General features: G+C 69.7%; 11 protein-coding genes. 2 read left to right on the top strand and 9 right to left on the bottom strand.

Going from position 1 to position 14095, the window contains the following annotated elements; all coding sequences use genetic code 11:
• Position 1 precedes the first annotated feature (1 nt).
• The 6 genes from ACH4YP_RS06970 to ACH4YP_RS06945 form a co-directional block, all read right to left on the bottom strand.
• Positions 2–943, bottom strand: coding sequence for a type II secretion system F family protein (locus ACH4YP_RS06970; protein WP_361066477.1), 942 nt, complete (start codon positions 941–943; stop codon positions 2–4).
• Between the two features lie 67 nt (positions 944–1010).
• Positions 1011–2351 carry a CpaF family protein gene (locus ACH4YP_RS06965; RefSeq protein WP_359847235.1) on the bottom strand — a complete coding sequence of 447 codons (1341 nt, stop codon included), beginning with the start codon at positions 2349–2351 and terminating at the stop codon, positions 1011–1013.
• 42 nt (positions 2352–2393) lie between these two features.
• Positions 2394–2744, bottom strand: a complete 351-nt coding sequence (locus tag ACH4YP_RS06960) for a TadE/TadG family type IV pilus assembly protein (RefSeq protein WP_398489713.1) — start codon at positions 2742–2744, stop codon at positions 2394–2396.
• Positions 2745–2788: 44 nt separating this feature from the next.
• Positions 2789–4408 (bottom strand): CpaE family protein, encoded by a 1620-nt coding sequence (locus ACH4YP_RS06955; protein WP_398489711.1) that lies wholly within the window; start codon positions 4406–4408, stop codon positions 2789–2791.
• Between the two features lie 77 nt (positions 4409–4485).
• Positions 4486–5199 (bottom strand): Flp pilus assembly protein CpaB, encoded by a 714-nt coding sequence (gene cpaB / locus ACH4YP_RS06950; protein WP_398489709.1) that lies wholly within the window; start codon positions 5197–5199, stop codon positions 4486–4488.
• A 225-nt stretch (positions 5200–5424) separates the two neighbouring features.
• The gene (locus ACH4YP_RS06945) at positions 5425–6300 is read right to left on the bottom strand and encodes a hypothetical protein (protein ID WP_398489707.1); all 876 of its coding nucleotides are present in this window, start codon (positions 6298–6300) and stop codon (positions 5425–5427) included.
• A 386-nt stretch (positions 6301–6686) separates the two neighbouring features.
• Between ACH4YP_RS06945 and ACH4YP_RS06940 the strand changes: the two genes are divergently transcribed.
• Positions 6687–8375 (top strand): chitinase, encoded by a 1689-nt coding sequence (locus tag ACH4YP_RS06940; protein ID WP_398489706.1) that lies wholly within the window; start codon positions 6687–6689, stop codon positions 8373–8375.
• A 49-nt stretch (positions 8376–8424) separates the two neighbouring features.
• Here ACH4YP_RS06940 and ACH4YP_RS06935 read toward each other — a convergent pair whose 3' ends face one another.
• On the bottom strand, positions 8425–9858 hold the full coding sequence (locus ACH4YP_RS06935) for an Nramp family divalent metal transporter (protein ID WP_398489705.1): 1434 nt from the start codon (positions 9856–9858) through the stop codon (positions 8425–8427).
• Between the two features lie 355 nt (positions 9859–10213).
• Here ACH4YP_RS06935 and ACH4YP_RS06930 point away from each other — a divergent pair, with 355 nt between their 5' ends.
• Positions 10214–11599 (top strand): M14 family metallopeptidase, encoded by a 1386-nt coding sequence (locus ACH4YP_RS06930; RefSeq protein WP_361066457.1) that lies wholly within the window; start codon positions 10214–10216, stop codon positions 11597–11599.
• A gap of 69 nt (positions 11600–11668) precedes the next feature.
• Here the strand turns inward: ACH4YP_RS06930 and ACH4YP_RS06925 are convergent, their stop codons facing one another.
• Positions 11669–12325, bottom strand: coding sequence for a hypothetical protein (locus tag ACH4YP_RS06925; protein WP_398489703.1), 657 nt, complete (start codon positions 12323–12325; stop codon positions 11669–11671).
• A 58-nt stretch (positions 12326–12383) separates the two neighbouring features.
• Entirely contained in the window at positions 12384–13976 is a 1593-nt protein-coding gene (locus tag ACH4YP_RS06920) for a GntP family permease (protein ID WP_398489702.1), read from the bottom strand.
• Positions 13977–14095 lie beyond the last annotated feature (119 nt).

Genomic DNA, 14095 nt, shown 5'->3' with positions numbered 1-14095 from the left:
CTCATACTTCGATCTTGCCGAGGCGGCGGATGGCGAAGAAGCCGATGGTGTAGAGGCCCATGGCGATGAGCACCAGGGTCTGGCCGAGCGGGGAGCCGGTCACCTTGGCCAGGGCGCCCTCGTTCGAGGAGTTGATGAGGAGCAGGGAGCCGACGCCGAGGAGGGGGACCGTGAAGGCGGTCGCGTTGACCTCGGAGAGCATGGTGCGGACCTCGCGGCGGGTCTCCTTGCGGTCCTCGAGGGTCTGGGTGAGGTTCCGCAGGGAGTTGACGACCGAGCCGCCCGCCTTGTTGGACAGCACGAGGGTCGTGACGAGGACCACCAGTTCGCGGGACGGGAGGCGTTCGGCCAGTTCACCGAGGGCGTCGTCGACCGAGCGGCCCAGGGCCAACTGGTCGGCCACCCGGGCCAGTTCCTCGCCCGCCGGGGCCTCCAGCTCCTCCGCCGCCATCGCCAGGGCCGTGCGCAGGGCGAGGCCGGCCGCCGCCGCGTTGGCCAGCAGGCGGGCCACGTCGGGGAGTTGGTTGATGAAGGCCTCGATGCGCTTCTGGCGCTGCCAGTTGAGGAAGATCGCCGCGCTCCAGATGCCCGCCAGACCCGCGATGGGGCCGAAGAAGGGGGCCAGGGCGGCAGCCGCGATCAGCCAGAGGCCGGCGACCACGGCGGCGACGTACGTGAAGAACTCGCCCGCGGTCAGGTCGAGTCCCGTCGCCGAGAGGCGCAGCTGGATCGTGCGGCCGAGGCGGGTGCGGCGCAGCCGACGGTCGACGGCGGCGAAGCGGCGGGCGCGGCCGGCGGCTGTACGCAGGGGGCCGCCGCCGGAGAGGCGGTCGACGAGGGCCTGGCGCTGGGCGCGGCCCGACGCGTACGTGTGCACGCCCGCGACGGCGAGTGTGCCGCACAGGACGGTGCCGCCGAGGGCGAGCAGGGCCTGGTTGTTCACGGCTCGCTCCTCTCATCGGTCTTGTCGGTCTCGGTGGTGCGGGTAGTCCGGCGATGCGTCCGGGCGGTCATCCGATGGCCTGCCTCGTGTTGAGGACGTCGAAGGCCTCGGCGACCCCGAAGGCGGGTGGCAGGGGCTCGTTGGCGACGTACAGCTTCTCGGCGACCGAGCGGGGCAGCGGCAGATGCTCGAAGTGGCCGTGGACGACGCGGTCGGGGCCCGTCGGGCGGGGCACGAAGCGGGTGACCGGGACGACGCGGAACTGTTCGCGGCCGTGCGAGACGAGCAGGGCGATCTCGGTGACCTTGCGGGAGCCGTCGGCATGGCGGGTGAGCTGGACGACGACGTCGACCGCGGAGTTGATCTGGTCCTTGAGCGCCTCGAAGGGGATCTGCACCTCGGACATCGAGCCGAGGGTCTGGAGCCTCATCAGGGCGTCCTCGGCGGAGTTGGAGTGGACGGTCGCGAGGGAGCCGTCGTGGCCCGTCGACATGGCCTGGAGCATGTCGAGGGTCTCGCCGCCGCGGACCTCACCGACGATGATGCGGTCGGGGCGCATACGCAGCGAGTTGCGGACCAGGTCGCGGATGGTGATCTGGCCCTTGCCCTCCACGTTCGGGGGGCGGGATTCGAGGCGGATCACATGCTCCTGCTGGAGCTGGAGTTCGGCGGAGTCCTCGATGGTGATGATGCGCTCGTGGGACGGGACGAGGCCGGAGAGCGCGTTGAGGAGCGTGGTCTTGCCGGAGCCCGTACCGCCGCTGACGATGACGTTGAAACGGGCGCGGACGAACGCGGCGAGCAGCATCAGCATCTGCTCGTCGAGCGAACCGAGGCCGATCAGCTCCGGGAGTGTGTACGCGCGGGGGAAGCGGCGGATCGTGAGGGTCGGGCCGGTGAGGGCGAGCGGCGGGATGATGACGTTGACGCGCTCGCCGGTGGGCAGGCGGGCGTCGACCATCGGATTCGACTCGTCCACGCGGCGGTTGACCGTGGAGACTATGCGCTCGATGGTCTGCATCAGCTGCTCGTTCGAGGCGAACCGGAGCGGGAGCTGCTCCACGCGGCCCGCCCGCTCCACGAAGATCGAGTCCGGTCCGTTGACCATGATCTCGGTGATCGACGCGTCGGCGAGGAGCGGTTCGAGGACGCCGAGGCCCAGTGCCTCGTCCACGACCCTTCTGATCAGCTGGGAGCGCTCGGCCGACGACAGGACCGGGCCCTCGCGGCTGATGATGTGCCCGAGCACGCGCTCCAGACGCATCCGCCGCTCGGCCGCCGCGAGGCTCGACATCTCGGCGAGGTCGATCTCTTCGAGCAGCTTGGCACGGTAGACGGCGACGAGGTGGCCGTCCTCGCGGCCTGATCCGCCCTCTTCGGGGGCGGCGATACGGGCTCGCAGGCTCATGCGGGTCGCCTCCTCTCGGTTCTCGGTTTCTCGGTCGGTCGGTCAGTCGTCGGTGGGCATGGTGGCGTCGCGTTGCACGGTCACGGCGGGCAGGAGGGGGATGACGGCGGGCACCTGGAGCGTGACCGTCGCGGTGGTGAGGTCCGGGCCCTCGGCCGGCGACACCGTCAGGTTGTCGAACCACCCGCTCACCGCGGCCTGGCCCGCCGCGGCTCCGTCCTCGCCCTGCGAGGCCGCCCGCGCCGCCGCTCGCGCGCCCGTACCGGCCTGGTTGATGCCGTAGCCGATCAGGCCGAGCTGGATGGTCGCCATGCCGACGAGGAGAAGGATGGGGAGGAAACCGGCGAACTCCAGCATGGATACGCCCCGGTCGTCGTCCCGGAGACGTTTCACGAGGCGCCTCAGGAGGCGGGTCGGGCGGCGTGCCGGGAGGCGCTTCATTCGTCGTCCCCTTCCAGCGCGGCCCCCGCCTCTGCGTTGACGGTCCAGTTCACGTCGAAGCCCGGGAAGAACAGGGGTACTTGGGCTATGACCCTGGCTTTCATGACCGGCCCGTCGGGGGCGCAGCCGATCGTGGTGCCGTCCCAGGCTCCCGGGAGGTTCTTGCTTCCCGCGTCCTGACAGGCACCGCCGTACGCCCCCGGAGTCACCGAGTTCGCCGCCGTCGCGGCCCGCGCCGCCTCGTCCGCCGCGTTCCCCGCGAGGGAGTACGTGTAGCCGTACAGCACGCACTGCCACAGGATCGTCATCACGACCAGCAGGATGGGGAACATCCCGGCGAATTCGAGGGTGACCGCCCCTCGGTCGCCGCCCTTGCGGCGCAGGGCCAGCGCCCCGCGGTCCGACGACGCCTTACGACGCCGGCCGCCGCCCCCGCCCTCCTGCTTGACCACCAGGTCCAGCTCGCCCGCCAGGGCCCACAGCGCCTGCTTGACGGTGGAGCGGGCGTCCAGGTCCTGCATGCGGCCGGCGTCCACCACCGACTGGAGCTCCTTGAAGGCGGCGGGCACCGTGGAACGGGCGACCTTCGTGCCGGTGACGCGTTCGACGAGGGAGGGCTGTATCTCCGTACCGCGGGAGAAGCGGTTGACGACGGTCAGGGTCTCCTCGGCCTTGCGGATCTGGAGGCGGTCCCACATGCGGACCATGCGTTTGGCGGCGCGGACGGCGACGACGTCGGGGGTCACCAACAGCAGGGCCTGGTCGGCGAGTTCGACGGCCGCGGCGTTCGCGGCGTTCAGCTGGGCGCCGCAGTCGACGACCACGATCTCGTAGCGGGAGCGCAGGGCGGCGAGGACCTGGCGGGCCACCCGGTCGGTGATCTCCTCGCCGCGTTCGCCCTCGGCGGGGGCGAGGAGGAGGCCGAGTCCGGTCTCGTGGGTGTAGACGGCGTCCTGGAGCACGCGCGGGTTGATGTCGCTGATCCCGGCGAGGTCGGCGATGGAGCGGCGGAACTGCACGTCCAGGTACGAGGCCACGTCCCCCGACTGGAGGTCCAGGTCGAGCAGGGCCACGGAGCGGCCCGACGCCTGGGCGGCCAGGGCGAGCTGGACCGCGGCGACGGTCGCGCCGACGCCGCCCTTCGCCCCGGTGACGGTGACGACGCGGCCGCCCGGTCCGGCGTACAACTCGGGTGTGCCGCTGCCGAGATGGCGCCGCATGCCGATGGACCAGGCGGCGGCGGCGTGGACGCGTTCGGCGAGGGCGTCGTAGCCGAGGGGCAGGCCGATGATGCCGCGGGCGCCGGAGTCCATGGCGGCGGTGAGCACGTTGGTGCTGGTGTCGGCGGTGATCAGGACGACGCCGACGGCCGGGAAGCTCAGCACCAGGTCGCGGATGACGTCGAGCGCCGGGACCGGGCCGATCCGCTCGTGGACGAGGACGACCTCGGGCAGCTCGTCCAGGGACTCGGCGGCGAGGCGGGCCAGGGTGTCCAGCAGGGCCGTGCTGTCCGCGACGGGCGGCGCGGGTTCGGCGTCGGCGAGCTGGCTCAGCAGTGTGCCGAGCGCGCGGGCCGAGTCGATGTCGCCGACGGCGGGCAGGATGCGGATGGTCATCGGCCGGTCCTTCGGCCTCGGCCTGGCACGCCGTTCCCTCGGCCTGGCCACGTGGGGGCTGAGCGCATCACGGCCTCCTACTTGTCCTCGTCGAGGGTGTACGTGCGGTCGCCGGGGGCGACGGTGGCGTCGGTGCCGCCCGCGACCAGGGCCAGGCGGACGTGTTCGGCGAACGACTCGGCGTACGCCACGCGTTGGGCGTCGGCGGTGTCGAGGGCGAAGGTGATCGGGACCGCCTCGTTCGCGGTGCGACGGCGGTCGTTGCTGGACTGGCCCGGGTCGAGGGCGGTCAGCTTGCCGACGTCGATGACGCGGGCGTTCTCGACGATGACCTTCGACTGGTCCTTGCCGTTGTCGGTCTCGTCCTTGAACGTGGCGTAGATGTTGACCCGTGAGCCCGGGTTGATCTTGCCCGCCACACCGGTCGCCGCGTCGATCATGATCGCGATCTCCTGCTGGCCGACCTCCAGCTCGGGCCGGTCCACGATCATGTCCCGCTGGAGCAGCGAGCCCTTCTCAAGCCGGGTGACCGCGATCTTGCCGCGGATCTGGGCGAGATCGGTGACGGCGGTGGACGACAGCCACCGCTTGGGCATCGAGACCTTCTCGAACTGGTCGGACGACAGCTCCCGGTAGGGCGCGACATCGTCCTTCAGGCGGTACGCCGCGACCTCGGGGCCGACCTTCGAGTCCACATCGCGGATCACCGAGAGCACTCCGGCGAAGGCGCCCAGGGCGCACAGGGCCGAGAGAACCAGCAGGATGACGCCGCGGCGCTGGCGTGAGTTCACTAAATCTCACCTCGTGGAGCGGTACCGGTTGGTTGAGCGGGCCTGCTGTTCTGCTGGGGGTCCGGGGGTCGCCCCCCGGGGTGATGCAGCATGACGCGGACAACCTCGATCGGGGGGCGGGGGACAGCGGGGTCGAGCGGTTGTGCCTGGTGCTGGGTTCCGGCGTTTCGTTCAACGTGCCTGTTGTGCACCGTTATTCAGGTGTACGTACATGACTTACGTGGTTTACGAAGCCCCTCGGGGCAGGGCACGTACCGAAGAAGCTGCCCGCACCGTGGCCCTCGGAAGCTCCTGGGGCGGTGGCAAAGGCGCCGCACAGAATCCGCAGCGGTCGCCGATGAGCTCCAGGCCGCACCAGTGACACTCCTCGCGCCGCACGGACGAGACGAGTTGGTACAGCACGGACACGTCGTAGAGCCCGGTGGCGAACTCGGCGACCTTGCCCGTGCCCCACCAGCGGGTGGACTCGGCGGGCAGGGGCACGGTCGTGACGCCCTGGACGCGCCAGGCGGGCGCGAGCGTCCCGGTGAGCCACTCGGCGGGCAGCTGTCCGGCCGCGACGAGCATCCGTGTCCCGAACTCGGGCCCGGTGAGCTCCTCCTGGCCGACGCGGACCAGCTGGGGCCGCGGATTGGCCAGTACGGCGAACTGGGCGCCCGGCACCCATGACTTGGCGTGCGACTTCAGGGACACGGGGATGCGGTCCAGCTTGGCGACCGAGCCGAGCAGGGCGCCCGCGTAGATGTAGTGGGCGAGCAGCCGCGCGGAGGAGGCGAGCACGCCGGGGCTGAAGTCGCAGACGGAGAGCTGGCGCAACTGCTGGGCGAGCAGGGCGAGTCCGAGCGGCGGCAGGTCCACGCCGAGCAGCGCGATGCGGTCGCTCTCCAGGACGGAGCGCACGGCGTGCAGCCGCCGGGTGACGTCATCCGTTGTGGAGGCCGGGTACAGCGCGATCACGTACCCGTGCTGCTCGATGAGCGCGTGCATCCCGGTGAGGGAGCTTTCGAGGCTTTCGAGGGGCTGTACGGCGGCGGGCGGGGTCTGCCGGTCGTGCGGTGGGAGCACCAGATCGGAACTGGTGACGGCTATCGCGGTCGGCACGCTGCACACCACCCCGTTCACTGCGGCGGGGTGGTCAACCACCGCCTCAGATCGCCCTGATTTCGCCATCGAACTTTCACGGAAGAACGCGAATTCGTCACTGTGCGCCCTTCCGCAACTGCACCTTATCCACGGTATGGGCCGCTCAACACCGGATCAGCGAGATCACCTCACACAAGGTGCGTAGGTGATCCACACAGAGTGAGGCGCATATGCCTCAACTCGACAGTACGGCAAGGGTGTTGACCTCCGTCGACCTCTGCCAGGGGTCTTGACAACCGGATTGGTCTGGACCAACTTGGTCCTTCAGCGGTGGCCACCGTAGTCATCCCCCACTTTTGACTCCCACTCCCCCACCGGAGGCCCCAGTGGACCGCGTACCAGGCATGCCCAGACGCAGACGGACCTGGGCGGCAGCCCTCGCCACCGCACTCGCCGCGTCCGTTCTCTCCCTCGCCGGAGCCGGCCAGGCCTCGGCCGCCGACGTCAACAACACCAAGAACGCCGGCTACGAGTCGGGGCTCTCCAGCTGGACCTGCTCGGCGGGCAGCGGTGCCGCCGTCTCCTCTCCCGTGCACGGCGGTGCGTCCGCCCTCAAGGCCACGCCCGCCGGGCAGGACAACGCCAGGTGCAGCCAGACCGTGGCGGTGAGGCCCAACTCGACGTACACGCTGAGCGCTTGGGTACAGGGCGGGTACGCGTACCTCGGCGCGAGCGGCACGGGTACGACCGATGTGTCGACCTGGACCCCGGACTCCTCTTCCTGGAAGCAGCTGACGACGTCCTTCACGACGGGCTCGTCCACGACCTCCGTGACGGTCTACACGCACGGCTGGTACGGACAGGCGGCCTACTTCGCCGACGACGTGTCCGTGTTCGGTCCCGACGGGGGTGGAGGCGGCGACCCCGATCCGGTCGTCCCCTCGACGCCGGCCGGTCTCAACGTGGCGTCCACGACCTCCTCCTCGGTCTCCCTCGCCTGGAACACGGTGTCGGGCGCGACCGGCTACAACGTCTACCGCGCCGGTACGAAGGTCCTCGCGGTGACCGGCACTTCGGCCACGGTGACCGGCCTCGCCGCCTCGACCTCGTACTCCTTCCAGGTCACCGCGACGAACGCGGCAGGTGAGTCGGTGAGGTCGACGGCGGTCACCGGGACGACCAGGGCGAACTCGGGCGGCGGGACCGCGCTGCCCAAGCACGCGGTGACCGGCTACTGGCAGAACTTCAACAACGGCGCGGCCGTCCAGAAGATCTCCGACGTCCAGTCCCAGTACGACATCATCGCGGTGGCCTTCGCCGACGCCACGACCACGCCCGGGGCGGTGGCCTTCAACCTCGACTCGGCGGGCCTCGGCGGCTACACCGTCGACCAGTTCAAGGCGGACGTCCGGGCCAAGCAGGCCGCGGGCAAGAAGGTCATCGTCTCGATCGGCGGCGAGCGCGGCACGGTCGCCGTGAACGACTCCGCCTCGGCGACGAACTTCGCCAACTCCGTGTACTCGCTGATGCAGACGTACGGCTTCGACGGCGTCGACATCGACCTGGAGAACGGCCTCAACGCCACGTACATGACGCAGGCTCTGCGGTCGCTGTCCGCAAAGGCGGGCTCCTCGCTGATCATCACGATGGCCCCGCAGACGATCGACATGCAGTCGACGTCGAACACCTACTTCCAGACGGCCCTGAACATCAAGGACATCCTCACGGTCGTCAACATGCAGTACTACAACAGCGGTTCGATGCTCGGCTGCGACGGCAAGGTGTACTCGCAGGGCTCGGTGGACTTCCTCACCGCCCTCGCCTGCATCCAGCTCCAGGGCGGCCTCGCCCCGTCCCAGGTGGGCCTCGGCCTGCCGGCCTCCACCCGGGGCGCGGGCAGCGGCTACGTCTCCCCGAGCATCGTGAACAACGCCCTCGACTGCCTCGCCAAGGGCACCGACTGCGGCTCCTTCAAACCGTCCAGGACCTACCCCGACCTGCGCGGCGCGATGACCTGGTCGACGAACTGGGACGCGACGGCGGGCAACGCCTGGTCGAACGCGGTGGGACCGCACGTGCACGGGCTGCCGTAGTCCGGGCGGGCCGGCCCTGGTCGGGTCCCTGGTCGAGTCCTCGGCCGGGTCAGAAGAATTCCGACCAGGGCTGGTCCCAGACCTGCTTCACGCACAGGACGATGAAGAGCAGGCCCGCGATCGTCAGCATGGAGTTGCTCAGGATTCCGTTGCGCCATTCCGCGGGAGTGCGGGAGGAGTTGAGGAGCCAGACCAGGGTCAGGGCGAGGAAGGGAAGGAAGGCCGCGCCGAGGACTCCGTACAGGATGATCAGGCGGAAGGGCTGGCCCTGGAAGAGCAGGACGATGGGCGGGAAGGTGAGCCAGAGGAGATAGGCGCGGAAGGGCCAGGACTTCTCGTGGGTGCCGGACGCCACCTCCTCGCCCGAGCCCGAAGCCGAAGCCGGCGTCGAAGCCGGCGTCGAAGCCGAGGCCGGGCTCTCGCCCCCGTCGGCCTTCGCCGCGGCCGTGGCCGCCCTGTCCTTGTGGTAGCGCTCCACGAAGTCCGCGAACATCAGGCTCACGCCGTGCCAGACGCCGATCAGGGACGTGAAGGACGTGGCGAAGAAGCCGATGAGGAAGAACTTGGCGGTCGCCGTGCCGTACTCGTCCTCCAGGATGTCGCCGAGCTGGATGAGGCCCTTGTCGCCGCTCGCGATGGCGACGTTGGCGGAGTGGAGGAGTTCCGCGCCGACGAAGAGCATCGAGATGACGAAGATGCCGGTGGTGGCGTACGCGACGCGGTTGTCGAACCGCATCACCTTCATCCAGCCGGTGTTCGTCCAGCCCTTCGCGTTGACCCAGTAGCCGTACGCGGCGAGCGTGATCGTGCCGCCCACACCGCCGATCAGGCCGAGGGTGTTGAGGATCGAGTCCTTCTCGTCGGGGAGGACCGGGAGCAGGCCCGCGAAGGCGTCGCCGAGGTTCGGGGTGACGCGGATCGCCAGGTAGACCGTGACGACGAACATCACGCCCACCAGGACGGTCATGACCTTCTCGAAGACCTCGTACTTGTTGAACCAGACGAAGACCAGGCCGACCAGACCGGTCAGGACGGCCCACCACTTGAGGTCCATGACGTCCGGGAAGAGCGCCTGCAGCGGCAGGCCCGACGAGGACATGGCCGCGGCTCCGTAGACGAAGCCCCAGATCACGACATACACGACGAAGAACCACGACGTCCAGCGGCCCAGGCTCGCCCAGCCGTCGAAGAGTGTGCGGCCGGTGGACAGATGCCAGCGGCCCGCCGCCTCGGCCAGCGAGATCTTGACGAGGCAGCCGATGACGGCGGCCCACAGGAGCGTGTAGCCGAAGTTCGAGCCCGCGATGAGCGTGGCGACGAGGTCGCCGGCGCCGACGCCCGTCGCGGCCACCACGATGCCGGGGCCGATGTACTTCCAACTGGACTTGCGGGGGACGGCGGGACCCGGGGACTCCCCCGCGCCTCCCGTCTCTCCCGTGGCCGGGCTTCCAGTGGTGTCCGCGTTCCCAGAGGTGTCAGCCATGCGGATCAAGAAAGCGTAAAGAGAACGGGGGCACAAGAGGGCGTGCGGCGATCACCACCCGATGTCCACAGGTGAGGAGCGTGCGCGGCCGGGAGAAGACGCTCGGGCGGGCCCCGGCGGCCGGACGCGCCACCGAGGCGTCTTCGGCCGGTTCGCGGCGGCTGGTTCGCGGCGGCCGGTTTCGGTCTGGTCTTGACCCGAACATGCCATAGCCCCACGATGAGCGCCACACCCGCATACGGGGTCCTGTCGGCGCATTCGGCGGACAGCCCCGGCACGTCGCACCGATCCACCCCCCGCTCCACTCCCCACACTTCCGGTGATCCCGGAATTTCTGGAGAATCTAGGAGAATCAATGCGACTTCGCATCAAAAGCGGCGGCACACCTGCCGCACCCCCCTCACCCGGCAGACGCGGCCGGCGCACCGCCGCCCTCGCCACGCTGCTCGCCCTGGCTCTGGCGGCCCCCGTCGCCGCCACGACCAGCGCGAACGGCGCGACCGGAGCCTCCGGCGCGGCTCCCGCCTCCGACACGGACGACATCCGTCAGTACGAGGTCCACGTCCACGGCAGCACCTCGGCCACCCGTACGGCGATCGCCCGGACCGGTGTGTCGATCGACGAGGCCGACGCGGAGACCGTCGTCGTCTCGGGACGCGCGGCCCAGGCGAAGAAGCTGCGGCAGCTCGGCTACGAGGTCACGCCCCTCGGCTCAGCCCCCGACCGGTCGAGCGCCGCTGACGTGGGCATCCTCGACTTCCCCTCCGCCGACTCGCGCTATCACAACTACGCCGAGATGAACACGGAGATCGACCAGCGCCTGGCCGCGTACCCGAGCATCATGAGCAAGCGCGTGATCGGGAAGTCGTACCAGGGCCGGGACATCGTCGCCATCAAGATCAGCGACAACGTCGCGACCGACGAGTCCGAGCCCGAGGTCCTGTTCACCCACCATCAGCACGCGCGCGAGCACCTCACCGTGGAGATGGCGCTCTATCTGCTGCGTGAGCTGGGCGCCGGGTACGGCTCCGACTCCCGCGTCACGAACATGGTGAACAACCGCGAGATCTGGATCGTCCCGGACCTCAACCCGGACGGCGGCGAGTACGACATCGCCTCCGGCGCCTACCGCTCGTGGCGCAAGAACCGCCAGCCCAACAGCGGCAGTTCGTACGTCGGCACCGACCTGAACCGCAACTGGAACTACCGCTGGGGCTGCTGCGGCGGCTCGTCGGGCTCGACGTCCTCCGAGACCTACCGGGGTACCGCGGCCGAGTCCGCGCCCGAGGTGAAGGTGGTCGCCGACTTCGTACGCAGCCGGGTCGTGGGCGGCAAGCAGCAGATCAGGGCGGGCGTGGACTTCCACACGTACAGCGAGCTGGTGCTCTGGCCCTTCGGCTACACCAACGCGGACACCACGACCGGGATGACGGTCGACGACCGCAACGCCTTCGCCACGGTCGGGCAGAAGATGGCCGCCAGCAACGGCTACACGCCCGAGCAGTCCAGCGACCTCTACATCACCGACGGGTCGATCGACGACTACCTGTGGGGCAGTCAGAAGATCTTCGCCTACACCTTCGAGATGTATCCGGGGTCCAGCGGCGGGGGCGGTTTCTACCCGCCCGACGAGGTGATCGAGCGGGAGACCGCGCGGAACCGGGACGCGGTGCTGCAGCTGTTGGAGAACTCCGACTGCATGTACCGGTCCATCGGGAAGGAAGCGCAGTACTGCAGCTGAGTCACCTCGTACGAGGTACGTGGGGAACCGCGGGGCCGTTGTGGCTGGTCGCGCAGTTCCCCGCGCCCCTTACGGGGCGTTCTCCTCGACCTCTGCCTCAACCTCTGCCGCTGCTTCTTCCGCGTCCTCGAAGTACGTGTCCAGGACCTCGTCCAGCTGGGTCTCCCACTCCTTGAAGCGGGACCTGGCCGTCGCCTCGATCTCGATCGGGTACCAGCGGCGGTCGGGGGTGTGCACCGTGATGGTGAACCGCTTCCCGAAGCGCGGCGACTCGGTCTCGACGGCGCCGATCTCCTCCCAGCGGAACTCGGCCTCCTGGTCGTCCAGGCTCAGCCGTACGCCACTGTGGTCGGCGACGATCTTCGCGCGGCGGTCGGAGGCCTCGAAGACGGGGCCGCCCTCGGGAGCCTCCTCGGGTTCCCCGGGCTCCTCCGGCTCGTCGCTGGAGGGTTCCTCGCCGGAGGGCTCGTCGTCGGAGGGGTCCTCCTTCGCGGCTTCCTTCTTGGCGCCTTGCTTCTTGAGGTTCGTCCGCTCGGCAGGCTTCTCCTCCTTCGAGGCCGTCTCCTTGGAGGCGGCCTCGTCAGCAGGCGAGGCCTCCTCCACGGCCTCCGTCGACTCGGCGTCCTTGGGCTCGGCGGGGCGCGGGCCCGTGATGCCGGGCACGAACGCCGGATCGACCGCGGCGCCTTGCAGGGGCTGGATGTTGGGTCCTATGCGCTGCTCCACAGCGGGCAGTATGGTCGACGATCCTGTGCCAGGAACAGCCGGGCTCCGCTTCGTCCCGCTATATGAAGACGCTCAGCGACGCCGCCACCACGAAGCCCGCCACCGACAGAACCGTTTCCAGAACCGTCCAGGACTTGAGGGTGTCGCGTTCGGAGATGCCGAAGTACTTGGCGACGATCCAGAAGCCTCCGTCGTTGACGTGCGAGGCGAAGATCGAACCGGCCGAGATCGCCATGATGATCAGCGCCAGATGGGCCTGGGAGAGGTCCTGTCCCTCGACGAGCGGGACGACGATGCCGGCGGTGGTGACGATGGCGACCGTCGCCGAACCCTGGGCGACCCGCAGCACGACGGAGATCAGCCAGGCCAGCACGATGATGGGCAGGCCCACGTCGTTGAACGTGTCGGCCAGCGCGTCCGCGATACCCGAGCCCTTCAGTACGGCGCCGAAGACACCGCCCGCGCCGACCACCAGCAGGATGTTGCCGACCGGCTTGAGGGACGCCGTCGACACCGTCTCCAGCGACTTGCGGGACCAGCCTCGCCGGATGCCCAGCAGGTAGTACGCCATGAGCAGCGCGATCGTCAGCGCCACGAAGGGGTGCCCGAAGAACTCGACGACCGAGCGGAACGTCGACGGGTCCAGGGCGATGGAGGAGAACGTCGCGGCGAGGATCAGCAGCAGCGGCGTACCGATGATGAGGAAGACGGTGGAGAGGGCGGGCGGCTGCTCGGCGGGGTCCCCGCCCGGGCCTTCGGCGACTGCGACGGTGACCGAACCGGAGCCCGCGCCTGTGCCTGTGCTCTTGACCGTGCCTGCGTCTGTGCCTGCGCCGTCGGTGGGTCCGCCGACCGCCGCCCGGCGGGCCGCGCGCTCCGCGGCGACCGCCGCCTTCGCCTCGTCCGCGGCCTCGACCATGTCCTGCGGTACGGGGACGAAGAGGCGCTTGCCGATCCAGGCGGCGTACGCCCACGCGGCGAGCACGGCGGGGATACCGACGATGACGCCCATCAGGATGACCCAGCCCAGGTCCACCTTGAACAGACCGGCTGCGGCGACCGGGCCGGGGTGCGGCGGCAGGAACGCGTGGGTCATCGACAGGCCCGCGAGCAGCGGCATGGCGTAGAGCAGGATCGACTTGCCGGAGCGCTTGGCGGCCGCGTACACGATCGGCGCGAGGACGAAGATGCCTACGTCGAAGAAGACCGGGATGCCGAAGATGAGGCCGGTCAGGCCCATGGCGAGCGGGGCGCGCTTCTCGCCGAACAGGTTGAGCAGGCGGGCCGAGAGCGCCTCCGCGCCGCCCGACACCTCCAGGATCGCGCCGAGCATCGTGCCCAGGCCGATGATGATCGCGACGTGACCGAGGATGCCGCCCATGCCCGACTCGATCATCGAGACGGAGGTCGACCGCTGGACCGTGCCGAAGAGTTCGGTGACGGAGAGGCCGGCCGAGAGGCCGACGGCTATGGACACCGCGAGCAGCGCGACGAACGGCTGCAGTCTGACCTTGATGATCAGGACGAGCAGCAGGACTATGCCGAGGGCCGCGACCGTCAGCAGGCCCGCGGTGCCGTCGATGAGGAGGAGCAGGCCGCCTGTGTGGGGTGGGGCCTCTGGGGTGGGTGTGGCTGCGAGCAGGGACGACATGGGGGGCCTCTTCTTAGGGGCATGGAGCTTTCGGGCAGGGCGGATCGCGGTGCGGCGCCCTGGGGGTGGGCGCCGCACCGTGATGACTTACGGGGTGCGGGTGTTGTGGGGGGGGTGGG

This window comes from Streptomyces sp. NPDC020747, from assembly GCF_044334695.1.
Taxonomy (GTDB): Bacteria; Actinomycetota; Actinomycetes; order Streptomycetales; family Streptomycetaceae; genus Streptomyces.
This window is presented reverse-complemented; position numbering and strand designations above follow the sequence as displayed.

Bases quoted from the DNA above. Each gene is read 5' to 3' on its own strand.
- ACH4YP_RS06965 (WP_359847235.1), bottom strand. From the start codon at position 2,351: ATGAGCCTGCGAGCCCGTATCGCCGCCCCCGAAGAGGGCGGATCAGGC.
- ACH4YP_RS06955 (WP_398489711.1), bottom strand. From the start codon at position 4,408: ATGACCATCCGCATCCTGCCCGCCGTCGGCGACATCGACTCGGCCCGC.
- ACH4YP_RS06940 (WP_398489706.1), top strand. From the start codon at position 6,687: ATGCCCAGACGCAGACGGACCTGGGCGGCAGCCCTCGCCACCGCACTC.
- ACH4YP_RS06935 (WP_398489705.1), bottom strand. From the start codon at position 9,858: ATGGCTGACACCTCTGGGAACGCGGACACCACTGGAAGCCCGGCCACG.
- ACH4YP_RS06930 (WP_361066457.1), top strand. From the start codon at position 10,214: ATGCGACTTCGCATCAAAAGCGGCGGCACACCTGCCGCACCCCCCTCA.
- ACH4YP_RS06920 (WP_398489702.1), bottom strand. From the start codon at position 13,976: ATGTCGTCCCTGCTCGCAGCCACACCCACCCCAGAGGCCCCACCCCAC.